Here is a 20715-nt window from a genome sequence, read left to right as displayed (position 1 = left end):
CGGCGACATTGCCCGCCCATGCCAACAGCATGGTGCAAATTTACCTCCCTATAGAACGCAACAACGCATCAAAGATCACTTAAACTCATGATCAACTCTGCGAGAGGCCTGCATCAGAGTGGATCACTGCCTGTGCCCCATTGTCCCGATGCGATAATATCTTAAAGAAAAATCGCTTTAGGTTATGATGTGAATGTGCGACTTCCGCTGATGGAAAGAACCCAACATGAGCAATTTCACCAATCCCGACACAAACAGCCTGCGCGAATTATTTAACAGCACCAAAACCATCGCCCTTGTCGGAGCCAGCCCGAAACCGGAACGGCCGTCAAATCGGGTCATGTCATTTCTGCTGGGGCGTGGTTTTCATGTCATCCCGGTTAATCCGGGTCAGGCGGGCGATAAAATTCACCATCAAAAAGTTTATGCCCGGCTGGCAGACATCCCCGAACCGGTCGATATGGTGGATATTTTCCGTAATTCCGAAGATGCAGGCGATGTTGTCGATGAAGCGATTGCCATCAAGGCCAAGGCCGTATGGATGCAGTTGAATGTGATTAACGACGAAGCTGCAAAGCGTGCCGAAGCTGCGGGCCTGACCGTTGTAATGGATCGTTGCCCGGCCATCGAAATTCCAAGGCTTTTTGTCGCGGACTGGCGCAAGCCGTAAAAACAAAGTCCCCCAAGCGCCGAAAAGCTTTGGGGGACTTTAACAATAACAATCGCACCAACATTCCCGCCTGAATACTTCACATCCTTTGACAAAACATAAGACGGGACAAAGCGGGGTATTGTTAACGGTTATTTCTGTGCCGTCAGCGTACCGGCAATTTTGCCCGTCCCCGTCTGACACAGGCGGATCAGGTCGGGGACAAGCCCCTTATTGCCAATAAACACCGGTTTCACCGCGCTGGTAACATCGTATGTCGTGGTGTTTTCATCCATGACGGCATCATAAAGACCGGGTGTTTCGGTAATGAGCGACATCACGCCAGCCCGGTTGATGCGCATGGAAGCAAAACCATTCCCATAAGCCACACGGGCACATTCGCGGCCCAAAACACCGTCAAATTCCTTGACCAGCTTATAACGCGGATTTTTTACCAGATTATCCCGCGAGAGAACCTGAAACGGTTTTAACCCTGGCGACGGGATATATTTTGCCAACTGTGCGCGGGACTGAACAATATAACCATCCGGGAAATATACGGCGACATCTTCGGATAATAAAACACGGTCCCCCAAAATCGGGCCGGAGCGCAAAAGTTCCTTAATGCGTTTATTGGGAATTTCGCCAGAAAAGCCGTTAAACCGGAGAACTTTTGAATCCCCACGCTCCTTGGCAAACAGTTTTTCAAAAGGAACAACCGGCGTTGGCTCGGCTGCCTGAGCCGAAACACCGGAAAACGTTAAAAGACCAAGCCCGAATACTGCCGAAACAGCACACAAAACACTCTTCTGCCAAAACGACTTTGTGTTCATTTTCCCCCCGGAGTCTCAGTACGCCCGATCATCATGATCAACGACTGTATGGGTTTATCTGATCATTTCAAGCATACTTTCCCGCCTGAATCCCCGCGCCTTCTCACAATCCAAAAAAAACAACGGGATGGCATGATGCCATCCCGTTGCCAAAGATTTGGTAAATGACCGACAGTTTAAATTAGTTGTCGATCGAAATGGTAACACGACGGTTACGCGGCTCGCGAACACCATCCGGAGTCGGGATCAGCAGATCGCTTTCACCAACGGCTTTTTCTTCAAGGCCATCAGCTTTGATACCCCGTGCTTCCAGAGCGGAGGCCGCAGTGTCAGCACGACGCTGGGAAAGCTTCTGGTTGTAGGAAGCCGGACCCGACGAGTCGGTGTGACCAACGACAGTTACCATACCCGGGCTTGCAGCCCACTGTTCGGCAGCGGCGTCGAGAACACGTTTGGCAACCGGGGTGATTTCGGATTTGTCGAAATCAAAGAAAATGGTGAAAAGACGCGGTGCAGCCGCCATCGGCTGTGTTTCGGTCGCAGCAACCTTCGGTGCTTTCAGCTTGGCGATTGCGTCTTCGTATTCTTTCCAGCATTTGGTGATCAGGTCAGTCTGCCAACCTTCTTCACTTTCTTCGATCCAGCAATCGTAACGGGCCTGTGCCGTTGCGGCAACGTCAGGCATCGCTTCACGTGCACCGCCGTCCAAAAGACCGATCAGTTCTTCACGAACGGCACGTTTCTGGGCGATTTCCTGGTCGTCAAAACGCCAGTTTGCCGGATCTTCCGGAAGGATGGTTTCGTTTTGAGCTACTTTTGCTGCCTTGCGGGCAAAAAAGTCAGCATCAAAGAAGTCGTACCATTCATCAGCTTCACGCTCTGCGTAAGCAATGTATTCCGCCTTGAGGTCCTTGCCAAAAGCGGTGGTCGGCTCGGCGCCATGAAGGGCCGAATCAAGCGAGCTATCATAGGTCAGCGGGTTGCCACCATAAGCAACAGCGGTGCCTGAATTGTCGATGCTGCTACATGCGGCCAGCATACTGACGCTGCCGATTGCGATTAGTAAAGACGAACGAAACTGCATGTTCTTTGCCCCAGTAGTTCAGGTTGTTATCAAACTCTAACAATAGTACCAAACGTGGTATTATTATGACCGGAAACGTGCAAAAAAGCGAAAGGTTCCAAGATATTATTTTTTATCGTGGCTCCGAGCAACCTTTTCAACCCGATCAAAGCATGTAATCCTAGGTTCACCATACGCCACAATAGAAAAACATGATCAATTTATTTTCGGTGGCCAAGTATACGAGGTTTGCATGAACGGCACAGATACAAATTCAATTGTTGAAATGATTCGCGCTTTTGCCCTGGGAATGGGCATTCAGATCGTCAGCGCGATTATCATTCTGATTGTCGGCTGGTGGGCCGCAGGCAAAGCCGCCGCCCTGGTTCGACGCGCCTTAAAAAACACCAAGCTTGTTGACAATACACTTAAGCCGCTAGCGGCCAGTGTCGTACAGTATACCATACTTGTATTTGTCATTGTTGCTGTTCTGTCCAAATTTGGCGTTGAAACGACCAGCATCATTGCCGTACTTGGCGCGGCTGGCTTGGCAATTGGCCTGGCCCTGCAGGGAACCCTGTCCAATATTGCATCGGGCGTGATGATTTTGCTGCTGCGGCCCCTGCGCGTGGACGAATTTGTCTCGGCCGGTTCCGTTTCGGGAACCGTTGTTGAAATTACTTTGTTCACCACCCTGATGAAAACGGGCGATGGCGTTTTTATTTCGGTGCCGAATTCGCAAATCTGGAACAGCGCCATTACCAACTATTCGCGCAATCCGACCCGCCGCCTTGATATCAAAGTCGGCATTGCCTACGAAGATGACGTCGATGCCGCGCTGGAATTCATGAAAAACCTGGTTGCCAGCGACAGCCGCGTTCTGGCCGATCCGGCACCGATGTCCTTTGTCGCCAATCTGGGGGAAAGCTCGGTTGATATTACCGCACGTGGCTGGACCAATACGCCGGATTTCTGGGCAACCTTCTGGGATCTGAGCCGTCGGTCAAAAACCGAACTGGAAGCCGCCGGTTTTTCTATTCCGTTCCCGCAGCGCGACCTGCATTTGAAATCCGATAGCGCCGAAGCCCTTTCTGCTGCCATGCAGGCAAAAGCCGAGTCTGAAGGCAAGTCGCGCACAGCGGCAGCAAAGCCCAAAACCAGCAAAACGACGGCCAAACCGGCAGCAAAGAAAACAACTTCTACCTCTGCCAGCGTTGATGCCGACCCGACGCCAGATAAAACCTCTGACGAGACAAAAGCCTGAGCCTGACGGCAGGCTATACTCTCGTACCGGAAGAATCTGGCACCAGAATAATGCGCAAATGAAAACGGACGTCCCTGGTGGATGTCCGTTTTTTTTGCGCTGTATTTATGAACCGGCTGGCAAAGTGGTCCGAGAATACCATCTTTTGCAAAGCGTAGTAGCCTGCTGTTACCCGCACAACGGGCAAATATTCTATGCTTCGCCTGCACATACCAATCATCACGGGAGAAACGATTATGCCTGCCAAAAAAATTCTGATGCTGGTCGGTGACTATGCCGAAGACTATGAAACGATGGTCCCTTTTCAGACACTGCTTGCAGTTGGTCACAAGGTGGATGCCGTTTGCCCGGAGAAAAAAGCGGGCGACTCTGTTCGCACCGCCATCCACGATTTTGAAGGCGACCAGACCTATAGCGAAAAACGCGGCCATAACTTTGCATTAAACGCGAATTTTGAGGATGTGAAAGCAGCCGATTATGATGCGCTGGTCATCCCCGGTGGGCGCGCGCCGGAATATCTGCGCCTGAATAAAAAGGTTATTGAACTGGTCAAGGAATTCCATGCCGCGAACAAACCCATCGCAGCGGTTTGTCATGGCGCGCAAATTCTTGCGGCTGCCGACATCATTCGTGACCGCAAGGTTTCGGCCTATCCCGCCTGTGCGCCCGAGGTGACACTGGCCGGCGGAACCTATATGGAAATCGACATTGATGCTGCCCATACCGACGGCAATCTGGTCACGGCCCCGGCCTGGCCCGCCCATCCGCAATGGATGGCACAATTCCTGAAGGTGCTGGGCACAACCATCAGCCTGTAACAGCCTCACCTGTTATCTGCTGGCTGGACCGAGACACAACAGAGATAAACAGGCTATGATGTTTTGGATGTTAACATCATAGCCTGTTGTTGCATCTTGTGTCGTGAAACAGGCCAACACAGCCAGGAAAGCAAACCATGTGCAATATCTATTCGGGAACCGACCCTGACCTGTATGAAACCGTTACCCGGTCCGTCCGGATTAACGGGGTTGTCACCAGCCTGCGGCTTGAACAGCGATTTTGGCAGATTCTGGATGAAATTTCCCTGAAAGAAGGATGCTCCACACCGCAATTTTTGGGGATCCTCCATGACGAGGTTGTGGCCCAGCGCGGCACCATACCCAATTTTGCGTCGCTTCTGCGGGTTGTTTGCACCGTATATTTACAACAGCCTGATACATCCCCCCTGCCCGTCACCAGCAGCGCAAAAATTGCCGATAGCCCGAACCGGGCCATTGCCGGATAAGCCGAATTTTATCAGACAACCCAAAAATCAAAGGGAGATCAGCTTAACCAGGACGCAATTTCGCGGCTGTTAAAGCCGGGCATGGCGGACCGGGTTCCACGATACGGGTCGGCTGTGCGGTTTGCCTCGGCATTGCGCTTGTTTTGCATCCCGACGGCCGTTGCAAAATCCATACGCGCAGGTGACAACCAGGGTTTCGCCGAGCGTTCGGCATTTTCCCGTTTGGTTTCCCGGGTCTTGGCTTCGTAAATCCAGCGCAATTCCTGCTTGAGGGTTTGATATTCCGCTGTATCAGGCGCAGCATTCACCTCGGAGACGATCTGGATTTTGACCATCTGCGGAAAACAGTCCAACCGCTCCAGCAGCATGAATTTCACACTGGGCCGAACGGCATCAGAGCGCATCAGCTTGATCACCAGGCGTTTGTAAATTTCGATCCGCAAATTTCCGCTGGTCGCAAGCTCGATAAATTCATCGACAAAATCACGCGCCTCACGCTTGCCATCCAGCAACGCGCGCAAATTTTCCGTCATGGCCCGACGATAAAACTCGCGAATTTCCACAACATGGTTGGAGGCGCGATTGCGCACAACGTGCATGGATTCGGGGCTAAAGGCATTTTTGGTCAGCAGTTTGATGCAGTCATGCACCAGTTCATGCTTGGTGGCATCACCCACCACTTCAAAAATACCGGTAATCAGTTCCTTGCATTTGGCATGCGGTCCCATGCGGGTGGCTGCGGCCAGTGCCATCGGGCTTTCCGGGTCTTTGGTCGCAATCACTGCCAGTGCCAGCGGATCATCATATTGCAGCAATGCCAGATCATTGCTGAGGAGATGTTCCGGCATCAGCAGGCGCTTGCGGTCCCCCGCCCCCGTTACCGTCAACGGTTCGCGGGTGCGATAGCTATCCTTGATGGAAAGCGCATATTTCAGACCGTCATAAGAAATCCCAAGGTCAAGCGACATTGGCGCTTAGTCTCCCTTACGACCGAATCGACGCCGCAAGGAAGGCGACCTTGAGGATTTGCCATCCGCTTCGCGTGCGGCGGCTTCATCCACCACCTTTTGCGCGGTCTTTTCGGCTTTGGCCTTATCATCAACGACCGGAGCGGGAGCAGGATCGGTGAAGAAATCAATATACCAGTCCATATCGGCACGCGGCATACCATAACGCCCCCCCGTTGCCGGAGACTCCAAAGCCTCTTCGTCAATGCCAGAGCTGATTTGCAACACAACAGCCGACTGGGCAGACATCCCCGCCCGCCAGGCCATTGCCGTAATGGCACGGGCACTTCCGGAATCCAGGATTTTTGCCACAACGGACGGCGGCAACTGCCCGTAACGGGCCAATTCACGCACCACGGCCTCGTCGTCATTGCGTGCGAGGGCATCCAGCACATATTGCTCGACACTAGGGCCGCGCCGCGCGGAATTATCCGCGAAGGTATTGCCTTCGACGGCCAAGTCGGCATTGGCAATGTCCTCACCAATGGGCGGCCGGGTATCACGGGCAACGCGGCTGTCAAAGCGGACTTTCTCGATCCGCTGCCGCACGGCCTGGCGCAGGGCACGGGCCACTTCGGCACGCAGGCGGCCCTCTTCAACCAGCGTATCAAACAGCGAGGCCGCAATAAAATGCGCCATTCTGCGCTGTGCGGTACGCGACAAACGGTCCCGGCCAATCACCATGCGCTGTTCAGGTGTTTCATGCTTGCGCGATGTTGGGCGGTCAAAATGCGGCGCAATCTCGACAACATTTTCCGCCGGTTCGTCACCCTGTCGCAGGCGCGAAAACAGGCCACCCTTGGGTTGTTCGGCACTGTCCTGCGCCCGGCGGGCCAGAGCACGCTGGGCCCGCAGCCGCTCGCGGCTCCAGGCTGTGGTGGTAAATTCACCGCGCCCGCGCACCAAATCGACAAAATCGGATTCGTTAAGCAGTTCGACATATTCGATGATATGAACCTGGCCGATATTTGCCAGATCAAGACGCAACCGGTTTGCCGCCTGGCGGGTCAGATAAGGCGTATGACCAAATTCCTGCTCGATCAGGGCAATCACCTGCGGACGATAACAATCGGCAAGACGCTCGATGGCATCCATAAACTCGTCCACCATCTCCATCCGCTGGGCAGAGGAAAGGTCGGGCAAATGGCGCCGCAACCGACGTGATACATCCATACGCGCTTCGCCATCATCCTCGCCGTGGCGGGTGGGCATGTAAAACGCATCTTCGTCATCGTCAAATTCGTCTTCATCCGCGCCAATGCGGGCGGCGAAACTCAGAAACGATTCGTCAGGCGGTGATGAAAGATCACCTGGATTATGCGGGGCAGCGGCATTTTCAGAACGGGTACTGCCGGTTTTGTTCAGCGAGAATTCATCAGGGGCCACTGTGCGAACAATGTCGGCCAGTTCGCGCAATTTATCGCCAGCACGGTCGTTGCTGTCCGTGTCTTTCGATTTTTGCCGATTGAACATCCAGGCCAGCATGTTCTTTTATTTCCCCACTTTTTTAACGGGTTGCAGCACCAATTTGCCGTTTCCCAAGATCAATCGCTGAATTGACAGACACCTTGTAGCAAGGCGTCATGCCCGGAACAACAGATTAGCCCCAAAAGTTCTTTTTAGAACAAAGACCTGCCAGTAAATGTCCCCATGACAGGCTGATTTCCATGTTTTTCACTATCGGCAGAAATGTTCAAAAAAACCTTAACGACCACCCGGCAAAACCCAAAGATGCCATATATTTAGCCGGTTGTAGCCGGACAACAGTGGCGCAGCCCCCATCGACACAAGAAAACCAGAACGCCCCAAACACGAAGGGCCGCCCGAAGGCAGCCCTTTGCACAGGATATAATGCAGGACAAAGCAGTGATGCCAACCGGCAATCAGCTGCGTCCCGAAAGCCACGCAATACGCAGAATGTTGGTTGCACCCGGCGTTCCAAACGGAACCCCCGCCGTGATCACCAGCGAATCACCATTGTCGGCAAATTCTTCGCGTTTGGCGACGTCACAGGCAATCCCCACCATTTCACCAAAATTGGTGGCATCACGGGTAAAGACCGGATGAACACCCCAGCACAACGCCATGCGACGTGCGGTCTGAATTTTCGGTGTCAGGCCCAGGATCGGCACTTCCGGCCGTTCACGCGCGGCACGATAAGCCGTAGAGCCGGACGTGGTATAGGTCACGACAGCCTTTGCGCCAATTGTCCCGGCCACCTGACGGGCCGCCGCACTGATCGCATCCGGGGCATTATGTTCCGGATCCGGACGGGAGGCTTCACGCAGACGGAAATAAAGCTCGTCACGTTCAACCCGCACCATGATGCGGTTCATGATGCTGACCGTTTCAATCGGATATTTGCCAACGGCACTTTCAGCCGACAGCATCACCGCATCCGCGCCATCATAAATGGCGGTTGCAACGTCGGATGCTTCTGCACGGGTTGGTGCCGGGTTTGACACCATCGAGTCGAGCATCTGGGTTGCCACAATCACCGGCTTGCCCGCTTCGCGGCAGGCCTTGATGATGCGTTTTTGCAGGATCGGCACATCTTCGGGCGGGCATTCCACACCAAGGTCGCCACGGGCCACCATGATGATGTCCGACAGGGCAACGATCTCGTCGAGATGTTCAATCGCCTGCGGTTTTTCCAGCTTGGAAACGATCGCGGCGCGACCATTGATCAGCTTGCGGGCTTCGGCCACGTCTTCGGGGCGCTGCACAAAGGACAGAGCGACAAAATCCACCCCCATCTCCAGACCATAGACCAGATCAACCCGGTCTTTATCGGTCAGCGGCGACATGGGCAGCATCACATCGGGCAGGTTCACACCCTTGCGATTCGACAGCGGACCGCCGATTTCAACCGTGCAATCAGCTGATTTTTCATCGCACTTATCCACCCGCATCCGTAGCTTGCCATCGTCCAGCAACAGGCTGGCGCCCGGCTGCAAAGCGGCAAAAACTTCGGGATGGGGCAGTGAAACACGATTTTGATCGCCCGGTTTCTTATCCAGGTCGAACCTGAATTTGGCACCGGATTCCAGGGTGATTTTCTCGTCGGCAAAGGTGCCAACACGAATTTTCGGGCCCTGCAAATCCATCAGAACGCCAATCGGACGACCAAGTTTCGCCTCGACCTCCCGGATCGCTTCAAACCGTTCCTGATGTTCGGCGTGCTCGCCATGAGAAAAATTCAAACGAAAGACATCGACGCCTGCCTGGACGATCTTTTCCAGAACGTCCGGGCTGGAACTTGCCGGCCCCAGGGTTGCGATGATTTTCGCCTTGCGTTGACGGCGCATCCGCTTTTACCTCGTTGTTTTTCGGTTTCCATTGAATTCTGGCGCGACAACCAGAATGACACAGGGCGCGCCAAAATATCCTGATTTTTCGTGTCTGGGGGTTCCCCTTAATAGTGAATCACACCCGCTTTGAACAGTTACTTTTCGACTAAGCCAAGGTCCAATGACATTTTTTTCGCTGGACACCCCCCTGCCCCGCCCTCTTTAAAAGACAAATCAGACATCAATACCGACGGAGCAACGCTCCCGGGTTTTATTTGGGAACATCAAAACATGAGCAAATGGGACCACCGTTTTCTGGCTTTGGCCGCCCACATCGCCGAATGGTCCAAAGATCGCAGCACCCAGGTTGGCGCCGTTGTAATTGGCCCCAAAAAGGAAATTCGCGCCGTTGGCTATAACGGATTTCCCCGTGGCGTTGACGACGAGGTTGAAGCACGCCACCAACGCCCGACCAAATATGCCTATACCGAACATGCCGAACGCAACGCGATTTACAATGCCAGCTATACCGGCACGTCACTTGATGGCTGTGCACTTTATGTCACGCATTTCCCCTGCAGCGATTGCGCGCGCGCCATTATTCAGGCTGGCATTGCCGAGGTTTATGTAGACCGGCAAAAACTTTCGGCCGATTTTCTGGAACGCTGGGAGCACGATATGAACATTTCCACCGAAATGTTTGGCGAATCCGGTGTGCGGGTAAAACTGATTGATGCCGAAGGCGCGGCTGTTGTGCTTGAAGCCGAAGGAACAGGGGACCCTGACGATAAAGAATCGCTTAGCCCCGAGGATTTGAAACACCAAACCAAACCAACGCCAACAGCATAGATCAGACTTGCCGCCCAAACGACAAACCGGTAATTAATGATAACTAATCCATGTAACACATGCTGTTAGCAGATCTGCCTACGGTATGCTGCGATATCAGGTTTGGCAATGATTGCCACACAATCCAGGACGGATACAAAACCCGATGAGTGCAAAAATTGATTTCAGCAAAGTCAGCTTTCTGGTCGTTGATGGCGACAAGATATCGGCGCAGGTTGTGTTCGATACACTGTCCTATTTGGGGGCACTCAGTGTAAAGCGCGTTGGCAAACCGGAAGATGCCTTTCGTATTTTGCGGACCGAGCAAATCGACATCATTATCACGGAGTGGCGCCTGCGCGGTATGGATGGGCTGGAATTTCTCGACTCCCTGCGCAATTCCGCGTCATCGCCCAACCGTTTTGTTCCGGTCATCATGTTAACCGCGCATTCAGAACAACATTATGTCACCACGGCGCGCGACCTTGGCATCACCGAATTTCTGGCAAAACCCTTTAACGCCAAGGCCCTTTATAGCCGACTTGTTTCGGTCATCACCCGCCCCCGGCATTTTATTAATACCGACACCTATTTTGGCCCGGACCGCCGCCGGCGCCAGGTCCCGTTTGACGGCCCGGACCGCCGTGAAAACCACTCGCGAAATTAAAAACAACTATCGCATCCCCCAAAAAGATCGGATTTAATGCCTTGCCTGCGTCTTTTTCTTCAACCCGTGAGGACTGATCCCCCTCGATGACTGGACAAAAACGGCCAAAAGTTCAAATCATCCCGCCCCGCACGGAACTCCGGCAGCGTGCTGTCAATTTCACCAAGGGGGTCGATATCAATCTGGCACCAGAACAACTTGAAGAGTTGGAAAAGGTGGTTCAGCGCAGCAGCGATTCCTTTATTCGCAGCATCGGCCATGACCTGACGGAAAGCCGTCAATTAACCATACAAGCCATAGAAGACCCAGATTTGCGCCGCGCGGCGATCGAAAAATGTTCCGATCTTGCTTATGCCACCAAGGCGCTGGGCGGCACATTTGATTATCCGCTTATGACGCAGATTGCAAAATCGCTGGAAATATTCCTGGCAGACCGCACAACGGCAACCCGGCGACAATTGATGGTCGCGCAGCTTCATATCGATGCGATTTATGTAATTCTGGCCAGCCGCGTTACCGGATTTGGCACATCTGTTGAACAGGCCACCACAATTGCACTGGCCAAACTCGCCAGCCGCTATGCCGAACCGCGGCACTAAAAAACGAAAATAAGGCTCTGCAACAAACAAAACGGGCAGGATAACACCCCGCCCGCTATCGTGATTTGCACCTCAGCGCCCCTTCATCTTCAAGCCACCCACACAACACGGCAATATGGTCCAGATGTGCTCTCAGGCGTCCTGACGGCCTTTTAGATGGCTGAAAAAGTCGATCAACTCGAACCGGTCTCCATCCTGGGCAGACGCTTCCTTGCCTGCACCTTTCAGCGCAACGTCCATATCCGTGCCATGCGGCTTGCCCGCCAATTGATCAAGCCTGAATACCAGGCCATCAAGCTCGTGTGAAATAACACCAAGCCGGGCCTGCATCCATTCACGCGCCAGCGGCGCATCGCCGCATAACATCGCGTTCTGAGCGCTCCACAATTTTACGACACTGCGAAACAGGGCAAGGATGTTCGCGATTTCCACAGCTTCATCCTCCGAAGTGGATTTTTCCGAAGAATTCCCCTCGACCTGAACATGGTTCAAAGCGTCGCCAATCTGGCGCAAAAGCGGTGGTATTGGTCCATCATCTGTCATGACAGGGTCCATTCGTGCTGGCCCGATCCTTTGCCCGCAAATGCAGGAAATTCACGGTAGTTACCTGAAAACGTTATGATTTTAAAAATATAACTTTGGCCCCGTTTTTACGTTGATCCGCATCAAGAACGTTTTCAAACCGTCAAAGAAACACTTTCACCGTGCTGAGAGATTTCAACTTTTCGGGCGAATTTCCCGCTGCCAGGTCGCCTTAAAAACAGGTGCGGTAAAAAAAACGACACTTCATTGAAAAAAGGACTTGTCAGACCGAACCACCCTTTATATAAACCGCGCCACACACCGAGCGGGTGTAGCTCAGTTGGTTAGAGCGCCGGCCTGTCACGCCGGAGGCCGCGGGTTCAAGTCCCGTCACTCGCGCCATTTTCCTTCGGGAAAAACAAAAGAAACGCCGCGATTTATTCGCTGGCGTTTTTTTGTTTTTGGCATCGGTAAAACACAGCTCCTCTTCAGGAAACATCTTGTCGATGATGCCTTATTCCTGAATTTATCCTGCCCTTATCTTTCTTTATCTGATTGATTTGAAGATCTGCCGCGCGGATCGCGCATCATTTGCGTATCCCTGGCACGGCAAATTTATCGTCCGGTTTGCGATTTGCAGTTATTTTTAGCCGGTACTGGCAATGATGGCCCACCACAAACGACACGCCGGGGACTGATTTCCCCCGGAAAACCGGGGCTGCCAAGTCATTGTTATTTTTTTGCAAAAAAACGCTTGCCAGACCCGGCCACCCTTTATATAAACCGCGCCACACACCGAGCGGGTGTAGCTCAGTTGGTTAGAGCGCCGGCCTGTCACGCCGGAGGCCGCGGGTTCAAGTCCCGTCACTCGCGCCACTCTCTTTAGAGTACAAATAGGTCGCTGATCTTTGGATCATGCGGCTTTTTTTGTATCTGTTTTCAGGTCCCTACCTGATCAGCCTCCCTTAGCTTTAGTTTTTGCTTTAGATTGATGCACGCGCCGATTCCGACACTGAAAACACCCAATATATTGGTTGCGTTAAAGAATCCGGAAAGCGTTGTAAAAATAACACTTCCAATTATTCAACCCTGCCGCAACAGCCTGCCCCCGCCGCAATTGCTGTTTTCCGTAATGACGATGACGTCTCACAATCTTTAATCGTTTTGCCTCATGCGTTTTCCCGCAATCCGTTATTTGACGCCTATTTATATGGCAAAAGAGTGTTTTATTGCGCCGCAGCATTGATCAGCCCAACAAAGTATGCTGTCATCCCGCCGTTACAAAAATGAGGCGAACAATGGTTTTACCGTGGTAATGTTCGCACTTTGGATATCAACCGTAAGGGAGGCGCAACATGCGCAAGCTAATCGCCGGGCTGATTATGGGGACAGCTCTTGCTACCACGCCCGTTTTCGCCGTGGCACAAACCCCCAAAGACACACTTGTCATGGCCAATGCCATTGACGACATCATCTCGCTTGACCCGGCAGAGATGTTTGAATTTTCAGCGACCGAATATAACGGCAACACCTATGACCGTCTGGTCGAACTGGACATCAAAGACTCAAGCAAACTGGTCGGCGGGGCGGCTGAAAGCTGGACCATTTCTGACGATGGCATGACCTATACGTTTAAAATGCGTCCGGGAATCAAGTTTGCGTCGGGCAACAGCATGACAGCGCACGATGCTGCTTTTTCCTTGCAGCGTGTTATTCTGCTCGATAAATCGCCGGCTTTCATTTTGGGCCAGTTCGGTTTCAATGCTGAAAATGTCAAAGAGAAAATTCGCGCTACTGACGACGAGACCCTTGTTGTCGAAGTCAACAAGCCCTTCGCGCCAAGCTTTTTCCTGAACTGCCTGACGTCAATGATTGGCGCCGTTGTTGATCAAAAAGAAGTTCTGGCCCACGAAGAAAACGGAGACCTCGGAAACGGCTGGCTGAGCAGCCATTATGCAGGGTCTGGTCCGTTTATCCTTAAAAACTGGACGGCAGGGCAAAGCCTGAGCCTGGTGGCCAACGAGAATTACTGGGATGGTGCGCCGGCAATGAAGCGCGTCATCATCCGCAATGTCAAAGAAGCCGCCTCACAGCAGTTATTGCTGGAAAAAGGCGATATCGACATCGCACGTAACCTTGAAGCCGACCAGATTGCATCGATTAAAGACAATCCCGACATCAAGATTATGAAACGCGGCAAAGGGGCCGTCTGGTATTTGGGGCTGTCGCAGAAAAACAAATATCTGTCCAACCCCAAGGTCATCGAGGCCCTTAAATATCTGGTCGATTACAAGGGCATTTCCGATACCATTATGGCTGGCCGTGCCACTGTCCATCAGACCTTCCTGCCCGATGGCTTCCTTGGTGCCAGCAATGAAACCCCCTATTCGCTAAACGTTGAAAAAGCCAACGCCCTTCTGGATGAAGCAGGCTTTGCAGACGGCTTTACGGTGACCATCGATACCCGTAACACAACGGCAGTGATGGCAATGGCACAGTCGATCCAGTCCACCTGGGCGCAGGCCGGCATCAATCTTGAAATCATTCCCGGGGACAACAAACAGACCCTGACCAAATATCGCGCTCGCCAGCACGATATTTATATCGGTCGCTGGGGTGCTGACTATCAGGATCCGCACAGCAATGCGTCTACCTTTGCCTGGAACCCCGACAATTCCGATGACGCATCAGCCAAACCTCTGGCATGGCGCAATTCATGGAACCCGGGTGACATGACCCAGGAAGTTGACGCCGCCGTTCTGGAACGTGATGCAGCAAAACGCGCTGCCATGTACCAGGACCTTCAGGACAAAGTTCTGAAAACCGGGCCGTTTATCATCATGTTCCAGGAAACCGAAGTTTCGTCCTTGCGCGCCAATGTCAATAACTTCATCCTTGGCCCGTCATTTGACACAAACTTCTATCGTTTCGTCACCAAAGACTAAGGAAACCGGTTGAATGGCCGCTGTTTCAAAACAGACCGGGACCGGGCGCACACGCGCCCGTCCTTTTTATCGCACCAGCAAAAACATTACCAAGGTATTGTTTTCGCTTATTATTACATTTCTAGGCCTGCTGCTTGTCACATTTCTGATTGGCAGAATATTGCCGATTGATCCGGTTTTGGCGGTTGTGGGCGACCGCGCACCACAAGCCGTCTATGACCGCGTGCGCGAAGAAATGGGGCTAAACCAGCCTATCTGGCAGCAATTCTTTATTTATATAAGCAATGTCCTGCAGGGCGATTTCGGCAAATCTGTTCTGACAACCAATCCTGTCCTGACAGATATCAAGCGCGTTTTCCCGGCAACCCTGGAACTTGCCACTCTGGCGACAATTATCGGGGTGGCTATTGGTATTCCGGCTGGCGTTTTTGCCGCCGTCCACAAAGGAAAATGGCCTGATCACATTGTCCGCGTGATTGGTCTTGCGGGCTATTCCATGCCCATTTTCTGGCTTGGTCTCATGGGCCTGCTGGTTTTCTATATGAAACTGGGATGGGTCGCCGGACCAGGCAGACTGGATTCATTCTACGTTGATTTTGTCGAACCGCGAACCGGGTTGATGCTTGTCGACACATTGCTTGGGGATGACCCGAGTTTATTCTGGAATGCCGTCTCGCACATTATTCTGCCCGCATCCATCCTTGCTTATTTTTCATTGGCCTATATTGCCCGCATGACACGGTCGTTCATGCTTGAGCAACTAAGCCAGGAATATATCCTGACAGCACGCGTAAAGGGCATTTCCGAAACCCGGATCATCTGGCGCCACGCGCTTGGAAACGTGATGGTCCCGCTGGTTACCGTCATCGCTCTTTCCTATGCCAACCTGCTCGAAGGATCGGTGCTGACCGAAATTATTTTTGCCTGGCCCGGACTGGGTCTTTACATCACCAATTCGTTGCTGAATGCGGATATGAACGCAGTTCTTGGCGGCACAATTGTTGTCGGCACGGTCTTTATCGGGGTCAATATGCTTTCTGACCTGCTTTATCGCCTGCTTGATCCCAGAGCACGGAAATAAGAAGCATGACAACACAAGTACACACGCCCAAAACCGGCCTGAAACAATGGCTTACGACCGACAAACCACAATCAAGGTTCCAGGCGAAATGCGGGCGATCCTGGGTCGCCTGGATCAAAATCACGGAAAACCGCCTGGCCATGATCGGCCTTTCGATTGTCGTCGGCCTGATTCTGGTAACAATTTTTGCCCCGCTATTGGCCCCGTACAACCCCTTGGCCGCTGATCTGACCAATCGTATTCAGCCCCCCAGTGCCGCTCACTGGTTTGGCACCGACCAGTTAGGGCGCGATATTCTGTCACGCCTGATTTATGGGGCACAATACACGCTGCTTATTGTGGGGCTGGTGGCCATCACGGCCGCCCCGATTGGTCTTTTGATTGGCACAACCGCCGGCTTCTTCGGTGGCTGGGTTGACGCAACACTGATGCGTATCACCGATATTTTCCTGGCCTTTCCAAAACTGATTTTGGCACTGGCCTTTGTTTCAGCCCTGGGGCCGGGCATCGAGAATGCCATTCTTGCCATTGCAATCACAGCATGGCCGCCCTACGCCCGGATTGCCCGTGCCGAAACCATCATGGTGCGCAATTCAGACTATATTCAGGCGGCCCGCCTTCAGGGTGTTTCAAATACCGGCCTGATCATTGGTCATATTATTCCCATGTGCATCAGCTCGCTGGTTGTCCGTGTCACGCTCGATATGGCTGGCATGATCCTGATTGCCGCTGGTCTTGGCTTTTTGGGCCTTGGCGCACAGCCGCCCATGCCGGAATGGGGCGCAATGGTTTCCGAAGGACGCCAGTTCCTGCTGGAACAATGGTGGGTTTCCACCGTGCCGGGCCTGGCTATTTTTATCGTCAGCCTGGGCTTTAACCTGCTGGGCGATGGTCTGCGCGATGTGCTTGACCCGCGTGGAGGAGACTGACCATGAGCCAGGAAAAACTTCTGTCCGTCAAAAACCTGACCGTCACCTTCAACACCTCCAAGGGGCCGGTTAACGCGGTGCGCGGTGTTTCGTTTGATCTTGGCCGGGAAAGGCTAGGCATTGTAGGCGAATCAGGCTCCGGCAAATCGCAAACCGGGCGGGCCATTTTGGGCCTGACGGCGGCCAATGGCAGCATTGCGGCCGATGAAATGCAGTTCCATGATGTGGATTTACGCAACCTGAGCCCGCGCCAATGGCGCAAGGTGCGCGGCGCGCGCATTTCCATGATCATGCAGGATCCGAAATATTCGCTAAACCCTGTCATGACCATTGGCGATCAAATCATCGAGGCCTACCGCGAACATCACAAGGTCGACACCAAAGAAGCCACCCACCGCGCCATCGAAATGCTGGAAGCGGTGAAGATTCGTGATCCGCAGCGTGTTTTCAAATCCTACCCGCACGAGGTTTCGGGCGGGATGGGCCAGCGCGTGATGATTGCCATGATGCTGATCCCCGATCCAGAATTGCTGATTGCCGACGAACCGACATCCGCCCTGGATGTAACCGTGCAGTTGCAGGTGATGGCGATTCTCGACGATCTGGTACGTGAACGCGGCATGGCGCTGATTTTCATCAGCCATGATTTACATCTGGTGTCGAGTTTCTGCGACCGGGTACTGGTGATGTATCAGGGCCGTGTGGTCGAGGAAATCCGCGCAAGCGAGCTTGACCAAGCCAAGCACCCCTATACCCAGGGCCTGCTCAACTGCCTGCCGAAAATGGATGGCAACCATGACGACCTGCCCGTTCTGCAACGCCAGGCAAGCTGGGCGGAAGGATAAGCAATGATTGAAATTGAAAATCTCAATGCCTGGTTTGGCGAAAACCACGTCCTGAAGGATGTCTCGCTCAAGGTGGCGAAAAACGGTTCCTTTGGCTTGGTCGGTGAATCCGGTTCGGGTAAATCGACCGTTTTGCGCACCATGACCGGCCTGGTCGATGACTGGGAAGGTAATATTGTCGTGCATGGTCACGAATTGGGGCACAAACGCGAAAAGGCCTTTTATCGCGAAGTGCAAATGGTGTTTCAGGACCCGTTTGGGTCCCTTCATCCGCGCCATACCATTGACCGGATTTTAAGCGAGCCGATTTCGGTGCACAAACTGGGCGATTCTGACCGACGGGTTGTGAAGGCGCTTGAACAGGTCGGGCTGGATAATTCCTTCCGGTTCCGCTACCCGCACCAGCTTTCGGGCGGGCAGCGCCAGCGTGTTGCCATCGCCCGTGCGCTGATTTTGGAACCCAGTGTATTGCTGCTCGATGAACCGACATCAGCACTCGATGTTTCAATCCAGGCCGAGGTTCTTAATCTGCTGGCGGCCTTGCGCCGGGATCTGGGGCTGACCTATGTCATGGTTAGCCACGATCTGGCGGTTGTCGCGCATGTATGTGATGATATCGCGATCATGAATCACGGTCGTATTGTTGAACGCGCCACCGCCAGCCAGCTTGCCCAGGGTTCACTAGAACATCCCTATTCGCAACAGCTTTACAAGGCGGCAGGCGGATATGACCGCGCCGTGATTGACAGCTTTGTTGATTGGGACTGACCGGAGACACCATGACAATCGCCACCAACACCGAATTTTCCACCCCCTTCGCCCCGGCCGACAGCGCCTTGCGCGACTACAAACGCAAGCACATCCCCTCCTTTACCTGGGATGCGCATGCCTGCCTGCCACTTGACCCGATTGTGCCGATTGACCTGCTTGATACCTATCGCGCCGGTCATATCGATTATGTCTGCATCAATGTTGGCATGGATATGAATTCGGTTGCCCATATCCTGCGGGTAATTGCCGATTTCCGCGCCAAAATCGCCGCCCACCCCGACAAATACATGCAAATCGAAACATTTGAGGATCTGGCTAAAGCCAAAAAGGCCGGTTTACTTGGCGTTGGTTTTGACCTTGAAGGGTCATTGATGCTGCAGGACATGCCCGAAATGGTGCCGGTATTTGCCAAATTGGGCGTAAAGCAAATCCACTTTGCCTATAACCGCAACAATTCGGTCGCGGGTGGCTGCCACGATACCGATGTGCCCCTCACCGCGCTGGGCCATGAAATGGTCAGGGCGGTTAATGCTGCCGGCATGATCATGGACTGTTCGCATACCGGGCGGCAAAGCAGCCTGGATATTATGCGGGTCTCCAGTAAGCCCGTGGTCTTTAGCCACGCCAACCCAAAGGCGCTGGGCGGGCATGAACGCTGCATTGATGACGAGCAAATCAAAGCCTGCGCCGATACCAATGGCGTGATCGGCGTATGTGGATTCCAGCGTTTCATCAAATCGGCCAATGCGCCCGAGGTCGAGGATATGCTGCGCCATATCAATTATCTGGTCGAGCTTGTCGGCGTGAACCATGTCGGCATTGGCCTTGATACCATGCCATCGGTCAAGGGTGCCAATGACTTCCCCGAAGGGGTTGACCGCGCCTATTACTGGCCCGCAGAACGTGGCTATGGCCCCAATGCGGGCGGGGCCGCCGTATTTGACCCGCGCAAACTGCCCCTGCTGGCCGACGCGCTGATCAATGAAGGCTATTTGCCCGATGATGTTGATAAAATCATGGGCGAAAACTTCATCCGTGTGGCAAAAGAAAGCTGGTAAAGCGACAAGCAACCGATACCCCGACCCATAACGATGGTCGGGGTATCATCCCAGCACAGGAGGGCAACAAACGTTGCCGCACCTCAACCACAAGGCCGTCCAGACCGAACAAGCGGCCCCAACGCTGCGCACATCACCACGCGGCATGGATAGCTTTGTTCCCAGCCGCAATTTACTGAAAAATGATAATACGCCGGGCCATGACATTTACATGCAGCTATACGCCCACCAGCATGTTGTAAACCCGTTTCTGGTGCCTGCCGTTCGCGAACCCATGCTGGTATGGGTTGTCAGCGGGGCTGCTTCGGTGGATGAACGCGAACTGGGCGGCACATGGCAAACCGCCAATGTCAAAGCCCAGGACTTTTTCCTGATCCATTCACAAAACCCCTATGAAATTCGCTGGCAGGCGCAGGGCGACGCTCCATTTGAAGTGCTGCACCTTTACCTACCCTTGCAGGTGTTTGAAAAACTTGCCCAAGAAACCCACACATCCCGTGGCAAGCACATCACCCTGCGCGAAGTTTCGGGCCTGCGCGATGACACAGTCAGCACGTTTCTGGAGCTGCTGTATCACGAAGTTATTCGCCCCTTGCCAGCAAGTGCCGCCTTCATTAACGGCATTGTGCAAAGCCTGATTGTGCATCTGATCCGTGACTATGGTCAGGCACAGGATCATGCCATGCGTTTGGAAGCACGCCTGCCCGCCCATCGCCTGCATCGGGTACAAACCTATTTGCAGGCGCATATTGGCGAGAAATTTGATCTGGATGCCTGTGCCCGCGAAGCTGGATTAAGCCCCTATCATTTTTCCCGATTGTTCAAGAAAACCACCGGCACCACGCCTTCGCGCTATTTCATCGCCCAGAAAATCGCAAAATCGCAACAATTGATGCGCGAAAGCGACCTTGGCATTCTCGAAATTGCATTAATGCTGGGATATGAAAGTTCCAGCCATTTTTCACAGATATTCAAACGTGAAACCGGCATGACACCACGTCAATACCGGCAAGGGTAACGGCCACACCACCCGCGTCCGTGAAACTTTGCGCAAAATCGCGATGGTTTTCGCAATCCAC

General features: G+C 53.2%; 20 protein-coding genes and 2 tRNA genes. 16 read left to right on the top strand and 6 right to left on the bottom strand.

Translation table 11 applies throughout. The features are described 5' to 3' along the window. Positions 1-226: 226 nt before the first annotated feature. The gene (locus LF95_RS06010; RefSeq protein WP_073954114.1) at positions 227-670 is read left to right on the top strand and encodes a CoA-binding protein; all 444 of its coding nucleotides are present in this window, start codon (positions 227-229) and stop codon (positions 668-670) included. Between the two features lie 131 nt (positions 671-801). Here the strand turns inward: LF95_RS06010 and LF95_RS06005 are convergent, their stop codons facing one another. Beyond that, entirely contained in the window at positions 802-1482 is a 681-nt protein-coding gene (locus tag LF95_RS06005) for a hypothetical protein (protein ID WP_073954113.1), read from the bottom strand. A gap of 181 nt (positions 1483-1663) precedes the next feature. Next, positions 1664-2566 carry an OmpA family protein gene (locus LF95_RS06000; protein ID WP_073954112.1) on the bottom strand — a complete coding sequence of 301 codons (903 nt, stop codon included), beginning with the start codon at positions 2564-2566 and terminating at the stop codon, positions 1664-1666. Between the two features lie 232 nt (positions 2567-2798). On the opposite strand from LF95_RS06000, the gene LF95_RS05995 reads away from it, so the two are divergent. The 3 genes from LF95_RS05995 to LF95_RS05985 all read left to right on the top strand — a co-directional run bounded on the left by LF95_RS05995 (position 2799) and on the right by LF95_RS05985 (position 5094). Beyond that, on the top strand, positions 2799-3809 hold the full coding sequence (locus LF95_RS05995) for a mechanosensitive ion channel family protein (RefSeq protein WP_073954111.1): 1011 nt from the start codon (positions 2799-2801) through the stop codon (positions 3807-3809). Positions 3810-4045: 236 nt separating this feature from the next. After that, complete coding sequence (locus LF95_RS05990; RefSeq protein ID WP_073954877.1) at positions 4046-4627, top strand: DJ-1/PfpI family protein; 582 nt, start codon at positions 4046-4048, stop codon at positions 4625-4627. 137 nt (positions 4628-4764) lie between these two features. Further along, positions 4765-5094 (top strand): ribbon-helix-helix domain-containing protein, encoded by a 330-nt coding sequence (locus tag LF95_RS05985; RefSeq protein ID WP_073954110.1) that lies wholly within the window; start codon positions 4765-4767, stop codon positions 5092-5094. Positions 5095-5132: 38 nt separating this feature from the next. Here the strand turns inward: LF95_RS05985 and LF95_RS05980 are convergent, their stop codons facing one another. The 3 genes from LF95_RS05980 to pyk form a co-directional block, all read right to left on the bottom strand. Beyond that, on the bottom strand, positions 5133-6062 hold the full coding sequence (locus LF95_RS05980; RefSeq protein WP_073954109.1) for a hypothetical protein: 930 nt from the start codon (positions 6060-6062) through the stop codon (positions 5133-5135). Between the two features lie 6 nt (positions 6063-6068). Further along, complete coding sequence (locus LF95_RS05975) at positions 6069-7586, bottom strand: DUF2336 domain-containing protein (RefSeq protein WP_073954108.1); 1518 nt, start codon at positions 7584-7586, stop codon at positions 6069-6071. A gap of 398 nt (positions 7587-7984) precedes the next feature. Beyond that, positions 7985-9409: a pyruvate kinase gene (gene pyk / locus LF95_RS05970; protein WP_073954107.1), complete on the bottom strand. Its 1425-nt coding sequence runs from the start codon at positions 9407-9409 to the stop codon at positions 7985-7987. A 273-nt stretch (positions 9410-9682) separates the two neighbouring features. Between pyk and LF95_RS05965 the strand changes: the two genes are divergently transcribed. The 3 genes from LF95_RS05965 (at position 9683) to LF95_RS05955 (ending at position 11485) form a co-directional block, all read left to right on the top strand. Continuing rightward, positions 9683-10240, top strand: a complete 558-nt coding sequence (locus LF95_RS05965) for a deoxycytidylate deaminase (RefSeq protein WP_083607527.1) — start codon at positions 9683-9685, stop codon at positions 10238-10240. Positions 10241-10385: 145 nt separating this feature from the next. Further along, positions 10386-10886, top strand: a complete 501-nt coding sequence (locus LF95_RS05960) for a response regulator (RefSeq protein WP_073954106.1) — start codon at positions 10386-10388, stop codon at positions 10884-10886. Positions 10887-10972: 86 nt separating this feature from the next. After that, a complete protein-coding gene (locus tag LF95_RS05955; protein ID WP_073954105.1) occupies positions 10973-11485 on the top strand; it encodes a transcriptional regulator in 513 nt (170 codons plus the stop codon). Between the two features lie 132 nt (positions 11486-11617). Here LF95_RS05955 and LF95_RS05950 read toward each other — a convergent pair whose 3' ends face one another. Continuing rightward, positions 11618-12028: a hypothetical protein gene (locus LF95_RS05950; RefSeq protein ID WP_143181950.1), complete on the bottom strand. Its 411-nt coding sequence runs from the start codon at positions 12026-12028 to the stop codon at positions 11618-11620. 304 nt (positions 12029-12332) lie between these two features. Here LF95_RS05950 and LF95_RS05945 point away from each other — a divergent pair. The 9 genes from LF95_RS05945 (at position 12333) to LF95_RS05900 (ending at position 20654) form a co-directional block, all read left to right on the top strand. Further along, positions 12333-12409, top strand: a tRNA-Asp gene (locus tag LF95_RS05945). Positions 12410-12806: 397 nt separating this feature from the next. Beyond that, a tRNA-Asp gene (locus LF95_RS05935) sits at positions 12807-12883 on the top strand. A gap of 479 nt (positions 12884-13362) precedes the next feature. Beyond that, positions 13363-14952, top strand: coding sequence for an ABC transporter substrate-binding protein (locus LF95_RS05930; protein ID WP_073954102.1), 1590 nt, complete (start codon positions 13363-13365; stop codon positions 14950-14952). Between the two features lie 13 nt (positions 14953-14965). Continuing rightward, entirely contained in the window at positions 14966-16033 is a 1068-nt protein-coding gene (locus LF95_RS05925; RefSeq protein WP_073954101.1) for an ABC transporter permease, read from the top strand. A gap of 5 nt (positions 16034-16038) precedes the next feature. Further along, a complete protein-coding gene (gene nikC / locus LF95_RS05920) occupies positions 16039-16962 on the top strand; it encodes a nickel transporter permease (protein ID WP_073954100.1) in 924 nt (307 codons plus the stop codon). A gap of 2 nt (positions 16963-16964) precedes the next feature. Then, on the top strand, positions 16965-17807 hold the full coding sequence (locus LF95_RS05915) for an ABC transporter ATP-binding protein (RefSeq protein ID WP_073954099.1): 843 nt from the start codon (positions 16965-16967) through the stop codon (positions 17805-17807). A gap of 3 nt (positions 17808-17810) precedes the next feature. Then, positions 17811-18575, top strand: coding sequence for an ABC transporter ATP-binding protein (locus tag LF95_RS05910; RefSeq protein WP_073954098.1), 765 nt, complete (start codon positions 17811-17813; stop codon positions 18573-18575). 11 nt (positions 18576-18586) lie between these two features. Next, positions 18587-19636, top strand: a complete 1050-nt coding sequence (locus tag LF95_RS05905; protein WP_083607526.1) for a dipeptidase — start codon at positions 18587-18589, stop codon at positions 19634-19636. A gap of 73 nt (positions 19637-19709) precedes the next feature. After that, the gene (locus LF95_RS05900; protein ID WP_252509668.1) at positions 19710-20654 is read left to right on the top strand and encodes an AraC family transcriptional regulator; all 945 of its coding nucleotides are present in this window, start codon (positions 19710-19712) and stop codon (positions 20652-20654) included. Positions 20655-20715 lie beyond the last annotated feature (61 nt).

The sequence above is a fragment of the Thalassospira sp. TSL5-1 genome, from assembly GCF_001907695.1.
Taxonomy (GTDB): Bacteria; Pseudomonadota; Alphaproteobacteria; order Rhodospirillales; family Thalassospiraceae; genus Thalassospira.
The sequence above is the reverse complement of the archived record's forward strand: the minus strand, read 5'-3'. Positions and strand labels throughout refer to the sequence as shown.